The organism is Indolivaga macrotermitis (assembly GCF_900128985.1).
Lineage (GTDB): Bacteria > Bacteroidota > Bacteroidia > Bacteroidales > Dysgonomonadaceae > Dysgonomonas_A > Dysgonomonas_A macrotermitis.
In genome coordinates, this window is sequence record NZ_FQUC01000002.1 from 49,217 (window position 1) to 70,493 (window position 21,277).

The 21,277-nt window shown below is 39.5% G+C and carries 12 protein-coding genes; 11 read left to right on the forward strand and 1 reads right to left on the reverse strand.

Annotated features, from left to right (window positions below; translation table 11 throughout):
* Positions 1–36 precede the first annotated feature (36 nt).
* Genes BUC12_RS03455 through BUC12_RS03465 form a run of 3 tightly spaced genes read left to right on the forward strand, consistent with a single transcriptional unit; the run spans position 37 to position 6,346 of the window.
* Positions 37–477 (forward strand): DUF1896 family protein, encoded by a 441-nt coding sequence (locus BUC12_RS03455; RefSeq protein ID WP_062176898.1) that lies wholly within the window; start codon positions 37–39, stop codon positions 475–477.
* Positions 467–5,965 (forward strand): helicase-related protein, encoded by a 5,499-nt coding sequence (locus tag BUC12_RS03460; RefSeq protein WP_062176895.1) that lies wholly within the window; start codon positions 467–469, stop codon positions 5,963–5,965. Before BUC12_RS03455 ends, BUC12_RS03460 begins: the two co-directional genes overlap by 11 nt.
* Positions 5,966–5,986: 21 nt before the next feature.
* Positions 5,987–6,346, forward strand: coding sequence for a helix-turn-helix domain-containing protein (locus BUC12_RS03465; protein ID WP_062176892.1), 360 nt, complete (start codon positions 5,987–5,989; stop codon positions 6,344–6,346).
* A 249-nt stretch (positions 6,347–6,595) separates the two neighbouring features.
* Here BUC12_RS03465 and BUC12_RS03470 read toward each other — a convergent pair whose 3' ends face one another.
* Positions 6,596–7,774, reverse strand: a complete 1,179-nt coding sequence (locus tag BUC12_RS03470) for a glycoside hydrolase family 5 protein (RefSeq protein WP_082141871.1) — start codon at positions 7,772–7,774, stop codon at positions 6,596–6,598.
* 296 nt (positions 7,775–8,070) lie between these two features.
* Between BUC12_RS03470 and BUC12_RS03475 the strand changes: the two genes are divergently transcribed.
* The 8 genes from BUC12_RS03475 (at position 8,071) to BUC12_RS03510 (ending at position 21,099) form a co-directional block, all read left to right on the forward strand.
* On the forward strand, positions 8,071–9,669 hold the full coding sequence (locus BUC12_RS03475; RefSeq protein WP_062176888.1) for a glycoside hydrolase family 43 protein: 1,599 nt from the start codon (positions 8,071–8,073) through the stop codon (positions 9,667–9,669).
* A gap of 343 nt (positions 9,670–10,012) precedes the next feature.
* A complete protein-coding gene (locus BUC12_RS03480; RefSeq protein WP_062176885.1) occupies positions 10,013–10,576 on the forward strand; it encodes an RNA polymerase sigma-70 factor in 564 nt (187 codons plus the stop codon).
* An 88-nt stretch (positions 10,577–10,664) separates the two neighbouring features.
* Positions 10,665–11,621, forward strand: a complete 957-nt coding sequence (locus BUC12_RS03485) for a FecR family protein (RefSeq protein WP_062176882.1) — start codon at positions 10,665–10,667, stop codon at positions 11,619–11,621.
* A gap of 252 nt (positions 11,622–11,873) precedes the next feature.
* Entirely contained in the window at positions 11,874–15,299 is a 3,426-nt protein-coding gene (locus BUC12_RS03490; RefSeq protein ID WP_087880241.1) for a SusC/RagA family TonB-linked outer membrane protein, read from the forward strand.
* A gap of 22 nt (positions 15,300–15,321) precedes the next feature.
* On the forward strand, positions 15,322–16,896 hold the full coding sequence (locus tag BUC12_RS03495) for a SusD/RagB family nutrient-binding outer membrane lipoprotein (RefSeq protein ID WP_062176879.1): 1,575 nt from the start codon (positions 15,322–15,324) through the stop codon (positions 16,894–16,896).
* Between the two features lie 22 nt (positions 16,897–16,918).
* The gene (locus tag BUC12_RS03500) at positions 16,919–17,950 is read left to right on the forward strand and encodes a glycoside hydrolase family 18 (RefSeq protein WP_062176876.1); all 1,032 of its coding nucleotides are present in this window, start codon (positions 16,919–16,921) and stop codon (positions 17,948–17,950) included.
* A gap of 7 nt (positions 17,951–17,957) precedes the next feature.
* The gene (locus BUC12_RS03505; RefSeq protein ID WP_062176873.1) at positions 17,958–19,124 is read left to right on the forward strand and encodes a DUF1735 and LamG domain-containing protein; all 1,167 of its coding nucleotides are present in this window, start codon (positions 17,958–17,960) and stop codon (positions 19,122–19,124) included.
* 34 nt (positions 19,125–19,158) lie between these two features.
* The gene (locus BUC12_RS03510) at positions 19,159–21,099 is read left to right on the forward strand and encodes a BT_3987 domain-containing protein (protein ID WP_062176870.1); all 1,941 of its coding nucleotides are present in this window, start codon (positions 19,159–19,161) and stop codon (positions 21,097–21,099) included.
* Positions 21,100–21,277 lie beyond the last annotated feature (178 nt).

The following is a 21,277-nucleotide window of genomic DNA, read 5'->3' on the forward strand; positions in this document are numbered from 1 at the left end:
TTCTGGGAAAGTATTTATCCACAAATCAAAAACATTATGAAACAGAATAACAATCCAATGGAACTATCCTATTACAGACTAACCCTGCTTTCCTTTCTCAAAGAAAGCCATCCGCACCTGGCATCAGATAACAACTTCATTAAAAACAGAGCCGACGAAGCAGCCGAAGCCCATTCCAATGCAATAAAGGAAGGGCTGCCACAAACTGAAGCCGAAGAACAGGCGAACCTCACTCTCTTCAGAGGACTTCTTTTTTCCAGACATGATACTATTATCAATGTTCTTTGGAATGAATTCTCTGATATTGTTCCTCAAAGTGAAGCAAAAGGCTATGCCGTCCGCGTCCTATCTCAATGCGAATTCCTGTTTCTGCAATACCCTCTATCCGATGAGTTTGCCTATTCCTGCGAATATGACAAGCTCTATACAGAGTTAACAGGTTTCATCGACATCTGGCTGGAAGAAAATGAGCTATAATAAGAAGGTTCATTTGCGGGCTAATATTGAAGCCATCCGTACTGTCTTTGCTCTCGAAAGGGAGCAAAGGACAGCTACAGACGAAGAACGAACTGTTATGCAGGACTATTCCGGATTCGGAGGACTCAAATGTGTTCTCAATCCTGCCAACTCCCTGACCGATACAGTCCATTGGGCAAAGTCTGAACTGGAACTGTTTCCGTTGGTAGCAGAACTACACCGGGTTATTAAAGACAATACCGCTTCCGAGAAAGAATATAAACAATATTTCAACAGTATCAAGAACTCGGTACTGACTGCTTTCTATACACCACCCGAAGTAGTACAAACAATAACAGGCACACTGAAAGATGCAGGCATAGAAGTAAACCGATTCCTTGACCCATCCGCTGGTATGGGAGAATTCTCCCGTGCTTTTGGAGATAATGGTGAACGTATCTCTTTTGAAAAAGATATATTGACAGGAAAGCTGTTATCCCATCTGCAACCTGATGATAAAGTAAAGATTGAAGGTTTTGAGACTATCGAAAGTAGATACAACAACTACTTCGATATTGTTTCTTCCAATATCCCGTTCGGAGAAATGAGCGTCTTTGATTCTGCCTTTATGAAACAGGATGCTTTACACCGTGATTCTACTAAAGCTATACATAACTATTTCTTTGTAAAAGGAGTAGAATCTCTTCGTGAAGGCGGTATTATGGCTTTTATAACATCTCAGGGAGTGATGAACTCTCCCAATAATGAACCTGTGCGTCAATGGCTGATGGAAAACACAAACCTTGTATCGGCTATCCGACTACCCAATAACCTTTTTACCGACTATGCAGGAACGGAAGTCGGAAGCGACCTGATTATATTGCAAAAGAATACGGCAAAGGAGAACCTTAATTTCGGAGAGGGCTTGTTTGTAAAGAGTTCACCCTTGCCCATTTCAGGTATTTATAATAACGATTATTTCTATAATCATGTCCGGGTAGTACAGACAAAAGCATTTATAGATACAGATCCATACGGAAAACCTGCACAGGTATTTATCCATGAAGGAGGACCGGAAGGTATAGCTGAATCTATGAAACAGATGCTGTCTAATGACCTAAAATCCAATCTCAATTTGGATTTATATAATCAGCACTTGATAAGTAATATCCAAAAGCAGACACATCAACAGCTAGAATCACAGATTAATATTCCTGAACCCGTCCAACAAGAATTGTCAGATCGAGGGAGTCAGAAGGAGAAAGTTACCTATCAGGCATTAGAAGTCGATGTCTCCGACCCGGTTACCTCTTTATATGACCTATTTGGCTTTACACAGGAAGAACGGACACAGGTAAAACCAGTCAGGAACAAAAAGAAAACATCTGTACCTAAAGGAAAACCTGTACAGCTAAGTATGTTTTCTTCTAATTCATCTGCTCATACGAATAGTAGTAACAATGTATATCCAATAGCCGATGCCCGTATAGAAGAACAACAGGAAAGACTTCGTGAAGAACAACGTCAGGAAGAACGCAAACGCTCCTTTGAACCCCGTCCTTATTCCGGTGAACTTTTTGAGTTTCATAAAAAAGGTTCACTGGCAGAAGATAACGGACAAGTCGGTTTCCTGAAAGAACGTTATCGGGATGATGCCGAGTTTCAGGCATTGGATATATCCTTTGACCAACGTGCAAAGATCAGTCGCTATATAGAGATACGGGACACTTATCATATCCTCTATAACCATGAAGCCGAGCATCTGACCGAACATGCATCCATGCGTGGCAACCTGAACCTATACTATGATTCCTTTGTACACCGCTACGGGCATCTCAATGATAAGAAGAATCTTGATGTCATTAAGATGGATACTGGAGGCAGGGAAATACTCTCCTTAGAACGAAGTGTAGACGGCAACCTCCAAAAAGCCGATATTTTCTCTATGCCTGTTGCTTTTAATCCCAATGAAATTACTGTTGCAGATACTTCCGATGAAGCCTTAATAGCATCATTAAATAAGTACGGGGAAGTGAATATGGATTATATGCTCTCCCTGATGGAAGGGAAAGACAAAAATGAGCTTATCCATGATTTAGATGGCCGTATTTATTTTAATCCCTTAGTACAAAACTATGAAGTAAGGGACAGGTTTATAGCAGGCAATGTAATTGAGAAAGCAGAAGCCATAGAACACTACATATCAAATCATCCCGAGGATATCCGCTCCCAAACATCCTTTAAAGTCTTACAGGAATCTATACCACAACCGATACGTTTTGAAGAACTGGACTTCAACTTCGGAGAACGTTGGATTGATATGGGAGCCTATGAAGACTATATGGGTAAACTCTTTGAAACGGATGTCAATATATCCTATTATGCTTCCCGTGATGACTTTACAGTCAAAGCAGACAGAAGCAATATGATTATCAATGAAAAGTTTGCCGTACAGGGAGAGAATAGGTTATATACTGGTATCCATCTGCTAAAACATGCTTTACTCAATACCACGCCCAATATTACTAAAACAATTAGGGTTACTGACCCTAATACCGGAGAAGATAAAGATGTAAAAGTACCGGATGGACAAGCCATACAAATGGCAAATACAAAAATCGATGAAATCCGCAACGGCTTTACTGACTGGTTGGACCAGCAATCGCCTGAATTTAAGAACAAGCTGGCTGATTCCTATAACCGGAAGTTTAACTGTTTTGTCCGTCCGCAGTATGACGGTTCACACCAGACATTTCCCGGACTTGACTTAAAAGCACTGGGTATTCCCGATTTATACCAATCACAGAAAGATTGCGTCTGGATGCTGAAACAAAATGGCGGAGGTATTGGCGACCATGAGGTAGGAGCAGGTAAAACGCTTATTATGTGTTGTGCAGCCTACGAGATGAAACGGCTCGGACAAGCCAATAAGCCGATGATTGTCGGGTTGAAAGCCAATGTACACGAGATTGCGGCAACATTTAAAACAGCTTATCCTAATGCAAAAATACTTTATCCGGGCAAGGAGGACTTTACACCACAGAAGCGGGTAAAGATATTTAATGATATAAAGAACAATAGCTGGGATGCTGTTATATTGACTCACGACCAGTTCGGCAAGATACCCCAGTCTCCCGAAATGCAGCAGCAGATATTTCAGTCGGAATTGGATAGTGTTGAGGAGAATCTGGCAGTTTTACGCAGTCAGGGTAAGGAAATATCTAAAATGATGTTGCGTGGCTTGGAAATACGCAAACAAAACTTGGAGGTAAAACTGGATAATCTGGCGGACACTATAAAGAACCGTACCGATGATGTAGTAGACTTTAAGATGATGGGCATAGACCATTTGTTTGTAGATGAAAGCCACCAGTTCAAAAACCTGATGTTTACCACCCGTCACGATCGTGTAGCAGGTTTAGGTAATCCCGAAGGAAGCCAGAGGGCCATGAATATGCTCTTTGCCATTCGTACCATACAGGAGAGAAGGGATAAAGATTTGGGAGCCACATTCCTATCGGGAACCACTATATCAAATTCATTAACTGAGCTATACTTGTTATTTAAGTATCTGCGACCGAAAGAACTGGAAAAGCAGAACATCAACACATTTGACGCATGGGCGGCTGTCTTTGCCAAGAAGACAACGGACTATGAGTTTTCCGTTACCAATCAGATTGTACAGAAAGAACGTTTCCGCTATTTTATAAAAGTACCGGAGCTGGCATCTTTCTATTCGGAGATAACAGATTTCCGCACAGCAAAAGATATCGGTATAGACCGACCCGAAAAGAATGAGATACTCTATAATATTCCACCGACACCGCAACAGCAAATCTTTATAGAGAAACTGATGCGCTTTGCTGAAACCGGAGATGCTACAATTCTGGGCAGGGAAAAACTATCTCCAAGCGAAGAAAAAGCCAAGATGCTGATAGCAACTGATTATGCAAGGAAAATGTCGCTGGATATGCGAATGATAGATCAAGCCTATGGCGACCATGTGGATAATAAAGCATCGCATTGTGCAGCCAAGATAGCCGAATACTATAATAAGTATGACTTTCAGAAGGGAACACAGTTTGTATTCTCCGATTTGGGAACATACAAGCCTAATGAATGGAATCCTTATTCGGAGATAAAGCGGAAGCTGGTAGAAGACCACAGAATACCTGCCCATGAGATACGCTTTATTCAGGAGGCCAAGACTGATAACGCAAGAAAGGCTATGATTGAAGCCATGAATGCAGGACGTATCCGTGTACTATTCGGTTCGACCTCTATGTTGGGAACAGGCGTGAACGCACAGAAAAGAGCAGTTTGTATCCATCATTTGGATACGCCGTGGCGACCGTCAGACCTGAATCAACGGGATGGACGAGCCATACGCAAGGGTAATGAAATCGCCAAGTTATATGCCGATAACAAAATTGATGTACTGATATATGCCGTAGAAAAATCATTAGATAGTTATAAGTTCAATCTGCTTCAAAACAAACAGTTGTTCATCAACCAGCTAAAGACAAACAATATGGGAACCCGTACTATTGACGAAGGCAGTATGGATGAAGGATCAGGCATGAATTTCTCGGAATATGTAGCTGTACTTTCAGGTAATACCGATTTGTTGGAGAAAGCCAAGCTGGAAAAGAAGATAGCTTCTTTGGAGAGCGAACGACAGGCATTTAATAGAAGTAAATCTTCTACTATTTACAAGTTTGAGGATATTACCCGTACCGTAGACAGTAATACAGAGATGATTAGCCGTATGACAAAAGACCTGAATACTTTCAGTGAGAAATTGCAGTTGGATAAAGAGGGCAACAAACTCAATCCGATAAGACTGGATAAACTTGACAGTACAGATCCGAAGGTTATCGGCGATAAATTGAATCAACTGGCTAATAATGCAAGGACCAATGGCGAATACTTTAAAATCGGGGAATTATATGGCTTTAAGATTACCGTAAAGACGGAAGAAAGCCAGAAAGAAGGCTCGATGTTTAAGGATAATCGCTTCTTCATTGAGGGGGAGGGAAACATAAAATACTCTTACAACAACGGGCATATTGCTACTGACCCATTACTGGCAGCTTCTAATTTCATCAAAGCACTGGATAAAATCCCTGACTTAATAGATAAATACCGGTTGGAGAATCAACGGTTGGAGAAGGATTTACCTGTTTTGAAGGAGGTAATGACAACTACTTTTAAGAAAGAGCCGGAGTTGAAGGAGTTGAAATCACAGTTGGATTCACTTAGTAGGCAGATTAATTTGTCATTGGAAAATAAAAATAAGGGTAAAGAAAATGAGATGCTACCCCCCCAATCATTGGAGGCAAAGATACTAGACTCTTCGAAAGCCAACTTAGACAAAGGAGAATTCTCCAATATCCATTCAGGGCAGGCTATGTCTGTCAAGGATATTGTAGAAGCTAATCCTGATCAAATTATTATTGCCCGTTCAGAGATAAGTAATCAAAATAAATCAAGAGGGATGAAAATATAATTAACTTAAGAAAGAAATATAATGAAGGAAGCCATAATATTAGATTCAGAATCATATAAGAAAATAGAAGAAAAACTGGATATGATTGTCGATTATATAAAGGAAAAACAGAACACGGAGAATATTAACCTTGATGAAGAATGGGTAGATAGCTATGAGGTATGCACATTTCTCCGCATAAGTGAACGTACATTGCAGCGTTTGAGAACCAATGGAGTTATTTCATATTCTATCATATCAGGTAAGACTTACTATACTATTGCAGAAATAAAGAGGGTATTGAATGAGAGGTTGATCAAAGCAGGAGATAGTTATCTTAGTGACTTAATAAAGAACCATCATCTTTATTTTGAGAAAAGAAGAAAAAATAAGTCTAGATAATAATGTATTACTATTAAATAAATATGTATTTTTCATATAAAAATCCTATCTTTGTTATTAGGAAAATAACACTTGTCATCAACAGACAAAGTAGAGTCATCAAGATTCACACCGGCTCTCCTAAGGTGTTCACCCTAAAGCGATCATATCAAATAATGTATTGAATAATATATGTTTAGTAGGAGAGGTTCATAATCCCCCGCTTCCGCAAAAAGAGTAACCTAAGGTTGCTCTTTTTACTTTTATCCACTACTCTATTTCGCCTGCCGAAATAATTGCAGTAATCGCATCCCGGTGTATCTGTTCGCCTGTTGCCCTGTTGAATAGTCCAAACGCCTTATTACCTGTCCCTCCATTATCCCAATATATCGGTACCATACCATGTGCTATAGCAGCCTTAGTTACATAATTCAAGTAATAATTACGGGCTTCAATATGGCGTATATAATCTTTTCTTTTCAAAGATGATCTCAGAATAACTCCGTATTCACCTAAAACGACTGGAATTCCCTTATCGACAAAGGCAGATTTCATTCGACCAAACTGTTTATCGACAAAATCTTCCTGCCCTCTGCGAATAGTACCTTTTCCCGTAAAGTTTTTACCCCACAAAAAAACAGTATTGTCCACATTCAGGCAGAATTCATAAGGATCATAATAGTGTACTTCAACCATCATACGATCCGGAGTCGGATCAACCGGCATTTTCATAAAATCTACCCCATGATCAATATTCGTATTGTATGTCTGTACAAGCAGATTTCTCCATGTATTTTTTCCTCCGGTAGCACGTACAGCATCAACGAAAGTCTGATTATATGACATCTGTACTGTAACATTCTCTATGGCAGGAGTATCATATCCCAGCCTAACTTCATTAGTTCCGGCAAATAACAGATGTTCGTCATAGTCGCGAAAATAGATAGCTATCTGCTCCCAAAGCGCTTTTTGCTTCTTATTTACAGCATCCTGTTTATCATAAGTAGGATTCTCCTCGAGCCAGCCTCCATCCCAATGGATATTTATTATCACATACATATCGTTATCGATACAATAGTCTACCACTTCTTTTACGCGTGCCAACCACGAAGGCTTAATTCCATAAGTATGCTCATCTTCAATATATCCGCTCCATGCACAAGGTATTCGAACTGTATTGAAACCTGCTGCCTTAACACTATCGATTAATGCTTTTGTTGTAACGGGATTTTTCCATAAAGTTTCACCGGCAATATTCCCCTTACATGCCTCCAGCGAATTCCCCAGATTCCATCCTATTCCCATTTTTTTAGCCAATGTTATTACATCACTACTCATCCCCGTTTTGTCTGGAACTGTTGTTGGAGTCTCGGTCTGGTTGGATGATAAAACCGGGCTTGTTATCATAAAGCAAAATCCCAGAAGTAATAATCGGGCATATTTTTTCATGGTATTGAATATATTATTCTAATTTAATTATTTGCACAATACAAAATTATGGAGAAATATATCGAGTCTTCATACTATATGTATTTTTATGAAGGATAAAAAAAGTGAAGCAAAGGGATTAAATGTTTCCATTATAGGGATACAATGGTTTTAAAGCCCTTACCTGGAATAAAATTTATTTACATTTATATGCACTAAGCACCATCATTAATTATATTCTTACATATTTCAGCAGGTATATACTCCCAAAGAGGAATATATAAATCTGATATAATAGATTATTAAAAATTCAATACATGAAATTATTAAAATTAGCAACGATCATTTGTCTTATAACAATTTCTTGTTTTTATGCCGATGTACAAGCACAAGATGGCTACAAGAACCCTGTATTACGAGGTTTTAATCCGGACCCCAGTATTTGCAGGGTTGGTGATGATTTTTATCTGGTCACATCCTCTTTCGAATATTTTCCCGGACTTCCAATTTATACAAGTAAGGACCTTATAAACTGGAAACAAATAGGTCATTGTTTAACACGGGATTCGCAACTCCCGTTACAGAAAGTTCCCTCATCGGGAGGACTGTTTGCTCCGTCATTACGTTATCACGATGGCTTATTCTATGTTATTTGTACCAATGTATCTGCCGGAGGTAACTTTTACTGTACAGCTACCGACCCAGCCGGACCATGGAGCGAACCCATCTGGGTAGATATAAAAAGCATCGACCCTGATATTTTCTGGGATGAGGATGGTAAAACTTACTTTGTCACACAAGGAGACGAAGGTATCCGTGTGACCGAGATTGATATAAAAACAGGAAAAGTAACAGGTCCCGAAAGACTTGTTTGGGGCGGTATAGGCGGACGTTTTCCCGAAGCCCCGCATATCTACAAAAAAGATGGTTTCTATTATCTGCTTTTAGGCGAAGGCGGAACGGAATATATGCACAGCGCAACAATCGGGCGAAGTAAGAATATATATGGCCCTTACGAATCTTGCCCGCTTAATCCCATACTTACACATGCCAACCGTTTAGGACAATCAAATCCAATTCAGGGAGTAGGACATGCCGACCTTATACAAGCCAAAGATGGTTCGTGGTGGATGGTATTTCTCGCGTTTCGAGTTACCCATCAATGGGCATATTATCATGTTCTGGGCAGGGAGACGTTTCTCGCTCCGGTAGATTGGCCCAAAGGAGGTTGGCCTCAGGTTAACGGAAACGGAACTGTATCTCTGAATATGGAAGTCCCTATCCTACCCCTTCATCCTTTTGAACAATCTCCCGTGCGAACTGAATTTAATAATGATAAACTTGGTTTCGAATGGCAGTATTTACGAAACCCTGTACGGGAAAATTATTCTCTAAGCGAGAAAAAAGGATTTCTGAGAATAAGTACATCTCCCTATACTTTAAATGAGACAGAATCTGTATCCATGATTTGCCGCAGGCAGACAGAACACGATTTCACCTCTGCAACTTATTTAGAGTTCAATTCGTCGAATGACAATGAAGAAGCGGGAATCACTTTAATACAGAATAATACACACCATTACGACTTATTCATCAAAAAAGAAGGAAAACAAACCATTGTTCGGTTACGGGCAAATGCCGGCTCACTCAGGTATGTGGTAGCAGAACAAGTTATTCCCGATAACAAAGCATTACTCAAAATAAAAGGAACTCCGTCTCAATATATCTTTTACTATGCTGATCCACAGAACGAGGAATACAAAGAATTGGGAAAATTAGACACCCGCTACCTCAGTACCGAAGTAGCAGGAGGTTTCACTGGAGTTATGATAGGAATATATACTTCATCAAATGGTAAAGTGACCAAAGCTAAAGCTTATTATAAATGGTTTGATTACGAAACCGAAAACAAATAAATCACGGATCATTTGAAAACTCAGGCATAAAAGACATCTATTTATCTTTTATGCCTGAGCTTTTTTATATACTTACCGAATAATATCCAATCGAAAACGCTACATTATTTTTCAGGAAAAGTAAGCAGTGAACAGCCGTAACCCTGTAATTCAAAGGAAGCTGAACGAATGCTCTAAGGTTCCACATAAGCGGTTACTGCTGACTCACTTATAAAATAGACAAAAAGGTCTGAGGCCTTAATACTAGTTTATTTATAATTTTATTACCTTTGTTTCAAGTCAATAAAGAGAGTCTAATACCTATTTTCCACGAAAAGTGGTCTAAATTGTTTTTACAAAATAGATGAATAGCTTAAACACCCTTAACTTCAAGAAGTTTTATCTTGCATACTACAACAAATGTTTCTTGTTTGCCAAATCGTATGTACACAACGAACAGGTGGCAGAAGACATTGCTTCTGAAGCATTGATAAAATTATGGGAGCTATCGAAGACCGATGAAATAGAGAACCCCTCAAAATTGCTATACATTATCCTGAAAAACAAATCTCTCGATTATTTAAAACACGAAAAAATAAAAAACAATGTTCTGGAATCCATTTCAGTCCATTCGAACCGGGAACTCGAAATCCGTATATCGACATTAGAAGCAAGTAATCCCGATAAAATCTTCGCCACCGATATACAAAATATAATTTACTCAACTATATCTGCCTTACCCGAGCAAACAAGAACTATTTTCGAAATGTTGCGGTTCAAGAATATGTCTAAGAAAGAAATCGCGGAATCTTTCAACATCACTATCAAAGGCGTTGACTACCATATATCTAAAGCGCTATCTCTCTTACGCGAAAACCTGAAAGATTACTTTCCAATATTCCTATATTTATTTATTAACATATTTTAACTATAACAATACTAGTAACCTTGCCGAATGAATCGTTTTTAATATTGTAAAGGGGAAATTATACCTTTTTAAATATTAAAGTAAAACCATGAATCACGATATCTTACAACGATATATAGAGGGAAATTGTACTCAGCAAGAAAAAGAAGATGTATCAATATGGCTTGATGCAGATGAGAAACATATGGAGGAATTCTTACTCTTAAGAAATATCTACGACGCTTCTATATGGACCAACAGCAACTTTATGCAAAGAAAAGACGATGAACAAATCTTTGAAAAGAAACGTTACAATATCAGAAGAATACACTTACTAAAAGAGGTAGCCAAATATGCGGCTATTTTCTTACTGGCACTGGGTTGTTATCATCTATTTCTGTCCCCGGAATCGGATACAACAGCCAATACAACATTACAAACAATTTATACACCTGAGGGACAAAGAGCTGAAATCGTACTATCTGACGGAACTAAGGTATGGCTGAATGCAAATTCGAGTCTGACCTTTCCCGACCAGTTTGCAAAGGCAGACCGTACCGTAAAGTTAGACGGTGAAGCTTATTTCGAAGTGACACATGACGACACTAAAAAGTTTATTGTACAAACCGGCCTATATCAAGTTAAAGTACATGGGACAGAATTTAATGTCGATGCATATAGTAGCAGTAATAATTTTGAAACAGCACTTATAAAGGGTACAGTCGAAGTAATCTCCAACTCTACACACGAAAGTATAATGCTGGCACCTAACAACAAAGTTCATGCTGAAAATAATAAACTGATATTATCAAATATCGAAACACAAGACCAGTTCTTATGGAAAAAGGGCATCTTATATTTTGAGAACCAAAATGTTGAGGAACTTCTAAAAAAACTCGAACTTTATTATGACGTCAAAATCGAAGTCAAAAACAAAGAAATATTACAGCATCATTACACCGGTAAATTCTGGACCAAAGATGGCATAGAACATGCCCTCAAAGTTTTACAGTTACGACACAATTTCAAATACACTAAAAACATGAATCATATAACCATTTATTAAAATATGTAAGAATACACCAACAATCTAATCCTGATTTTTATAATTGAGTAACCTAAAATCCCTAAAATCCAAAAGCCTATGTAAAAAAATAGTTTATAAAAAGACAGAAGATGGTGCGAACATCTTCTGCCTGAGAGTCAATGCATGACAAGAAAAAACCGGAAAGTGGTGCGAACACTCTCCGGCTATAAGTCAATACATGACAAGATTGAGTAAATCATTTAGTATTAACTTCATTTACATTACAAATGTATGAAAATAAAATTAACCGGGAAAAACCGAATACTATTTAAGCAGCTGCAAAAGAGCACACTACAAGCAAGATCTGTCTCTTTGCTATTTATTATAGCAATAAGCTGCTTATTTTCATTAGGAGTCTACTCCCAACCGTCCTCAAAAATCAATATTGACGCACAAAATGTCAATTTAAAAAATGTTATCAGCCAGATTGAACAGCAAACCAGTTATCTGTTTGTCTATAATCCGACCGAAGTAAACTTGAATCAGGTAACGTCTTTAAACCTAAAGGGAAAATCTGTTAACGAAGTTTTAGCTGCCGTTTTTAATAAAACCGATATCTCCTACCGTATCGAAGGGAATAATATCATGCTTATGAAACGCTCTGCCAATACGCAAACAGATAAAAAGATGGTTTCGGGTATTATTGTCGACGAAAATAATGATCCTCTGATCGGAGCTACCGTCAGTGTAAAAGGTACGACAGAAGGTACCATGACCGACGTAGACGGTAAATTTGAACTAAATGCTCCAAGAGGAAGTACATTGGTTGTTTCATTTATGGGATACAATCTCGAAAACATAACAGTTTCTGCACAAGACAAATACGACGTTAAATTAACTCCTATATCCAGAGAGCTCGATGCGGTAATAGTAACTGCATTAGGTATCAAACGTTCTCAGAAAGCATTGAGTTACAATGCTCAGGAGATAAGTCAGGACGATCTTACACGTGTAAGGGATGCCAACTTCGTAAATGCACTTTCCGGTAAAGTTGCCGGAGTACAGATCAACGCCAGTTCTTCGGGTGTCGGAAGTGCCAGTAAAGTGGTTATGCGTGGTGTAAAAAGTATTGACCAATCGAATAACGCCATGTACGTGATAGATGGTGTACCGATGTTCAATACTACATCTATGTTTAAAACAACTAAAGATGAGCTGGGTAGCAAAGAGTTCGGTTCATCCGGAAGTTCGGAAGCTGCTGCCGATATCAACCCCGAAGATATTGAGTCTTTAACCGTACTGAACGGAGCTGCCGCTTCTGCTCTTTATGGTAGTAATGCTGCAAATGGGGTAATTTTGATTACAACCAAAAAGGGAAAAGCAGGCAAAACAACTGTTTCTTTTACTCAAAACACAGAGTTTCTGACACCTTTCGTGTTACCTAAATTCCAGAATTCGTATGGAACAGGTTCCGGTGGTGTAAACACTACCAGCACCGATCTGAGCTGGGGGTCTAAGCTCAACTCAAGTAATTACATGGGATACGATCCGCAAAGCGATTATTTCAGAACCGGTGTAGTTACAACCGAAGCCGTGACTCTGTCTACGGGTAATGACCGTAATCAGACATATGCCTCAGCCGGAGCCGTTAATTCGGAAGGAATTATACATAATAATACATATGACCGTCTAAACTTTTCGATTCGCAATACGACATCAATGTTGAATGATAAGATGACTCTTGACGTAGGAGCAAGCTATATCAAACAGAAAGATAATAATATGACCAACCAGGGGGTATATCAGAACCCGTTGGTATCGGCTTACCTGTTCCCCAGAGGAGGAGACTGGAATGATGTTAAGATGTACGAAGAATGGAATCCTTCGCGTAAGATCAATACACAACGCTGGGACTACGGTATCGAGACATATAATGCCCAGAACCCATACTGGATCAATTACCGTAACCTTCGTAAAAACACGAAAGACCGTTATATGATCAACGCCAGCTTAAGTTACGACATATTAGACTGGTTGAATATATCGGGGCGTGTACGTTCAGACTTCTCTCAAACTAAATACACCGAAAGATTATTTGCATCGACCAATACAACTCTGACTGAAGGATCTAGCACCGGTTACTATGGCGAAAGATCGACAAGGGACAGACAAACATACGCCGATGTATTGGCAAACATAAATAAATCTTTCTCTGAAGACATCGTTCTTTCGGCTACAGGAGGAGCATCTATTTCTGATGTAATGCAAGACTACTTGAATGTAAGAGGCCCACTTATGGATGGGACTTATGAAGGCGCTATTCCTAATGTGTTCAATGTAATGCAAATAGACAGAAATAAACTAAAACCGGAACAAAATAAGTTCCAGGATCAGACACAGTCTGTATTTGCAAGTGCCGAAGTTGGTTACAAAGGGGCTTACTACCTTACACTGACAGGACGTTTCGACTGGCCGTCACAATTGGCAGGGGAGCAATCTTCTAAAAGCGGATTCTTCTATCCTTCAATAGGAACATCTTTCATCCTGTCCGAAATATTTACGATGCCTAAGCAAGTCAATTATCTGAAATTAAGAAGTTCATTTGCGTCGGTAGGTTTGCCGTTCGCCCGCCATCTTGCACAGAGATACCACACATGGGATGAAGATACCAACGGATATAATCCTAACTATGACCACTTCCCCATTACGTTTCTCGATCCTCAAAAGACCGATTCGTGGGAAATTGGACTAACAACTAAAGTCTTCAAAAACTTCAAATTAGACATAGGTCTTTATCATGCCAAAACGTACAATCAGGTTTTCAACGCCAACCTGTCGGCTTCATCAGGATATGACCACTATTATGTACAATCAGGTAGTGTGACTAATAAAGGTATCGAAATGTCTTTTGGTTATGAAAACACTTGGGGAGCATTCTCATGGTCTTCGACCTATACCTTAAGTGCAAACAGCAACAAAGTAAACGAACTGGCTAATAACTATGTGAATCCTACAACAGGCGAATTGTATCCTGTAGAAAGTCTTATTCTCCCAACATTAGGAGACGTTAGATTTATTCTGAAAAAAGGAGGCACATTAGGTGATATTTATTCTCTATCTGATCTGCAAAAAGACTCTAACGGCAATATCTATGTAGATTCTAACGGTAATATAAGCAAAATAAGTGTAGCCGATAATCCTATAAAGCTGGGAAGTGTACTCCCCAAAGCCAACATGTCGTGGAGAAACGATTTTTCTTGGAAAAACTTCAACATGGGATTCATGATATCTGCACGGTTAGGTGGTGTGGTATACTCCGCAACACAGGCAGTTTTAGACAGTCAGGGTGTATCTGAAGCCTCAGAAAGTGCTCGTGACAATGGTGGAGTTGTAATTAATGGAACTGATGTGATCGATGCCCAAACATGGTATTCCAAAATCGGAACAAGTTCCAATATCGCCCAATATTACACATATAGTGCGACCAATGTGCGCCTGCAAGAAGTATCGTTCGGATATACTTTCCCTAGAGCTCAATTGTGGGGAATAGCAGATGCTACTATCTCTCTGGTAGGACGTAACCTATGGATGATCTATAATAAAGCGCCATTCGATCCGGAAGGTGTAGCTACAACTGGTAACAACTATCAGGGTATCGATTATTTCATGATGCCAAGCACCAGAAGCATGGGATTCAATGTCAAATTAAGATTTTAAATAATCTAATAATAGAGCAATAATGAAAGCACATAAATATATAACAATCATACTATTGTCGTTTACGACTATCCTCTTCACACAGTGCACCGATGCTTATGACGATTATAATAAGACCGGTGTTAACGATGACGAAGGAGAAAGGGATGCCTACTTCCTGAGGCAGCATATGGTTAATATGCAGAACTGGGTTATACCCAGCGTAGAACATGCCAATCAGTTTACAGAACAATTGCTTGGAGGTCCATATGGTGGCTATTTTGCAGATGCAAGCCCCGGATTCAACAACCGTAATTTTTCGACCTATACTCCGGAAAATGCATGGATCGTTCCAACCTTCGATAATGCATTGAAAAATTCCATAACATCTTACAATACCATCGTTTCGATGACCGAAGACCCGATATTCCTTTCTGTAGCAAAAATACTGAAAGTGATGACAATGTCTAGGGTTACAGATGTCTATGGACCGGTACCTTATTCTCAGCTAGGATCAACCGGAGCTTTAAATGCAGCTTATGATTCGCAAGAGAAAATCTACGAGACTATGATTTCGGAACTCAACGAGGCTATTGAAGAATTAACACCCAACCAGACTTCACTTTTCTCTTCCAAAGCCGATCGTTTTTACGGAGGAAAAGTATTGAATTGGATCAAATTAGCTAATTCTGTAAAACTCCGTTTAGCCATAAGAATGGCAGACGTAAAAGCCGATTTAGCTAAGTCAACCGCCGAATCTGTAATCAACGACCCCATCGGGCCGATTACCTCTAATGCCGACAATGCTGTTTTATTACTAATATCGGGACAATCGAACCCATATCAGACCGGAATGGTTGAGTGGAACGGGGGCGATAGCCGCATAAGCGCCGATATTACATCGTACATGAACGGATATAACGACCCACGCAGGGAAAAATATTTCGACGTATCGGAAGCATTCGGAGGTATTTTTGTAGGATTCCGTTCCGGTGTTACAATTCCAAGCCCTCAGGCTACAGTCCAACAGTATTCGAATATGAGCGAAAGTATGCGTAAAGAATCAAGCATGCGCATCATGTGCGCTGCCGAAACCGCATTCTTAAGGGCTGAAGGTGCTTTGCGTGGATGGAGCATGGGTGGAACAGCGAAAGAACTATACGAATCGGGCATTACCCTTTCTTTTGAGCAGAATGGCGTATCCGGTGCGGCCGCTTATATCGAGAATAATACTAATACACCGGGCAGATATATAGACCCATTGGATAATTTCACCTTCTCGGGAGCAACTTCTACCGTAAAGATCGCTTGGGACAATGCAACATCTGCTACAGCTAAAGAAACTAATCTCGAAAGAATTATTACCCAAAAATGGATTGCTATTTTCCCTAATGGAATAGAGGCATGGACCGAGTTCCGCCGTACAGGATATCCAAAACTGATGCCGGTAATAACAAACAACAGCAGCGTGGTTAGCACTTCACGTATGGCCAGAAGACTGCCTTACCCTCAAAGCGAATATACCGGTAACCTGACCAATGTTCAGTACGCTGTTTCCAATTATCTGAATGGCGCTGACAACATGGCTACAGACCTATGGTGGGCTAAGAAAAACTAATTTAATTACAATCTATTAAATTATGGAAAAGAAAAACTTAAATAAAATACTCATATTTCTGTTATCGTTTATAGCGGGAGGTTTCTTACTTACCTCATGCAGCGATTGGACTGAAGATAAAAGCGTAGACATTAACCAGCCTACACATCCGGCATATAGCAAATATCTGGAAAAACTGAGAGCATATAAAAGTTCAGACCACAGCTATATATATGCATGGTTCGACAACAGCGAAAAAGCACCTTACAGCCGTGGGCAGCACATGTACGATATTCCTGATAGTGTAGACGTTGTAATTCTGATGCATCCTGCATCATTAGCCGATTTTGAAGTAAAAGAAATGCAATCGCTAAAAACCGACAAAGGAACGCAGGTTGCATATTCGGTCAGCTACGATGCAATTCAGAAAACATATGAGCAAATGGTAAAAGACGAAACCGAGAAGAATGAAAACTACGAAGCTCCTGCATTTCTTTCTTACCTGAAAGAAAAGGTAGACGATTTGTTAGCCTTATCTTCAACTTACAGTTACGATGGAATTATTGTCAGCTATAAAGGACAAAGTACTGTCTACATGACTAATGAAGAGAAAGCTGAATATACTAAAAATCAGGAGGCTTTCCTTAGCCAAATATCAACATGGTACAACGGCAATAAATCCCGATTTATAGTATTCGAAGGTAGTCCGCAATTCCTTCTGGACAAAACACTTTTAGCATCATGTAAGCATATTATATTCAATAATATGAATGAGACATCGGCCAACGACCTCTCTGTCGAAGTTCTGGAAGCAATGGATACAGATGTACCTACCGACCGCTTCATTGTTGCAGCCAGTGCAACATCTCTCGATCCTTCCGATAAGAAAACAGGATATTATGGCGACAATCGTGCTATCATAGAAGCAGCTTATTGGGTAACTGAAAAAGGAAACGGATATACTAAAGCCGGACTGGGTATTTATAATATTCAGAATGATTATTACAATATCACAAATGTATATCAGTATGCCAAAAAGTCAATTAATATTATGAACCCTGCTCCCATAAATTAAACAGAATATGAAACAGACAATATTATATATGATTTCTCTGGCATTAACTGCAAGCCTTTTTTCCGGTTGCAGCGACAGTGAGGAGTCTTTTGATAACAAAATCTATATAGCATCCACTGCAAAGACAAGCAGTATCCTGCTAAAAGGGAATGATACCGATCAGGCCAGCTTTCATGTAGCAATGCCTAAGACCGAAACCAAGAATATATCTTTCTCGATAACAGCAGAATCCTCGTTGGTTAAGACCTATAACGAAGCATACTACGACAATGCGATTTTACTACCCGGCGAATATTATAAAATATCAGATTCGGAAGTCGTTATAAATGCAGGAAGTGTTACTTCTACCGATATAACCGTATCATTTAATAAACTGACCGAACTCGACCGCCAGTTGAAATATGTGCTTCCGGTATCGATCAACAGCTCTAATGTGGGTATTTTACAAAGTGCACGTACCATGTATTATGTGATCAAAGGTGCGGCTCTTATCAATGTTGTTGCAGATATTGAAGAGAACAACGTATATGTAGACTGGAAAGATAACAGTGATTTTACAGCTATGCGTAAATTTACGGCCGAGGCTCTGATCTATCCACGTAATTTTGACAGAATGCTTACCACTATAATGGGTATCGAAGGTAAATTCCTGATACGTGTTGGTGACTCAGGCATACCGTCCAATCAGCTACAGGTTGCAACATCGGAAGGTAATTATACAAATTCGGATTTGCTTATCCCTACAAATACATGGACACACATAGCGGTGACATACGATGCTGATGCTAAAGAAGTAACTGTATTTATCAATGGTAAAAATATGCTCACGACTTCGGTTAGTGCTAATATCGGCGCAGTAAACTGGGGAGTGCCACATTCCGACGAATCTGATGGAAAACCCCGTTGTTTCTGGATCGGTTATGCATATGATAACAACCGTTATCTGGCCGGACAAATAAGTGAATGCCGTATTTGGAACAAGGTTTTAACAGCTACTGATTTGAATGCTCTCAACCACTTCTATTATGTAGATCCTGCCTCGGAAGGATTGATCGCCTACTGGAAATTTGACGATGGTGGCGGAAATACCGTTAAGGACCATTCTATAAATGGGAACGATGCAACAGCATCCAACGATCTGAAGTGGACGAAAGTAGAACTTCCCGTAGAATAATTGTTTCATTTTTTTAATATCTAAAAAACAAAATATGAAATATTTAAATCATATAAAATATTACCTGCTGACAATGTCGGTTCTGTTTGTTGCATCGTGCTTTACAGCTTGTAACGATGATATTGACCTGGCAACTAATGGCAACTACGATAATATAGAAGGTATATACGGTACCGTAAAAAACGTCTCCGGTGCGCGTGAATTATCTACCATCACCATTTTCGGAAATAATACAGGTACCGGTCAATTATACTTTGAATTGACAGAGAAAGCTTCGGATGCCGTTAAGGTTCAGCTAAAAATAAGTAAAGAAGCTCTGGAGGCTTATAATACAGCGAACGGAACATCTTACGAGATTTATCCCGAATCGCAAGTTACTTTCGCAAACGGAGGTACACTGAATATTGCTGCCGGTGCGCAAAAATCAGAAACTGTAGATATTACTGTCGCTTCCAATAACGGTGTAGGTAAAACATATGCCTTACCTATATCAGCAGAAGTCACAGTAGGTGGAGTTGCTGTTTCCAAAGCAAATCAAAGTTACATATATTTGATCAAGCCATATGGAGCAATACCTAACTCAGACAAAGGAACAGGTATAAAATCTATTCTTTATATCGAAGTAAATGACGAAAACCTGCTGAATGCCGGTGAATACATGATGGTCGGCAGCGGAAAACCATTCTTCGATGTGGTGAACATCTTTGCTGCTAATATCAATTACAATAGCGAAACCAAGAGAGCCTATGTTAATTGTAATGAGAACATTTCCTACCTGTTGCAACATGCCGACGAATACATCCGTCCATTACAGGCTAAAGGAATCAAAGTATGCCTTACCATTTTAGGAAACCACGACGAAGCAGGAGTTGCAAACCTTTCCCGCGAAGCCGCAGCCGATTTTGCACGTGAACTGAAATCGTATGTAGATGTATACGGGTTAGATGGTATCGACTTCGACGATGAATATTCGAAATATAATTCGGAGAACCCAAGCCCAGGATTCGAAGCACCTTCCGGTTCTGCTGCTGCGAATCTTGTTTATGAGTGCCGTAAAATCATGCCCGACAAAATTATCTCGGTTTATGATTATACCAACTACCTTCCCTCAGGAAGCATAGAAGGCAAAGAAATAGGAACCTTGATAGACTATGCTTATTGGGGAGCCTACGCCAACTGGTCTGATCGTCACGAAAAGATTACAGGAATGACAAAAAAACAATACGGACCATCGTCATTCAACCTAAATCTCTCTGCCAGCAATGGCGGTTACAATCTGGAAGACGTAAAAGCAGTCAGAAAAGACGGATACGGAATCCAAATGTATTATAACCTGAAAGTAGGTTATGACTATAGCGGAGCTTTAAACCAAATGGCAAAAGTACTTTTCGACGATGAAGTTGAATGGACAGGGGTTACTTATACTAAAAACTCCACCTCGGGTATTAAGAACTCTCCATCCTATAGTTCATACTTGGGAGAGTGGAAAACTACCTCAGCCAACAGTCTGTATTACTACTATCCGGGACCTTGGTGGGACTGGAGCGGAAGTATGTCTACAACTCTGAAATTCGAGCAAAAAGTTGCAGGAGAAAGCTACAATGTTTACGGTTGGTATGGAACTGAAAATGATTTGCCGCTGGTCATAAATTATAACAGCAAAACAGGCTGGATAGAGATGCCTCTTCCTCAAAAAGCAAAAGATACCAAAACCGGAGAAGAATGGCTGTATATGGGAAGATACCAATATCCTTACAGTTCTGCGTACTGGATGAATTATCCGGAACAATATGTTGCCTATTCCGGTGTTCTGAACAATGACGGAATCAACATTCAGGCTACTCCGGTTTCGGGTTACCGTTTAACCCGGACGATGTCTGCTGTACAGTTGAATACTGCCGGTACCGAAATTGTCGCTGTGAAAGGCGAGTTGGACAAAGGCGTCGTATGGCAACCATACAGCCTCGGAAAATAGTTATCACATAACATTCAATAATTCTTACCATGTGCAACGTTTGTTGCACATGGTATTGATAACGATAATTTCGATTTTATAATCTCTGTAAAACTCTGATTATCGAGCTAATTGTTATTCTCCATCACTTTGTGATAATATGGAGTCAGATCTCCTCTTATTACAGAAAAAACATTAT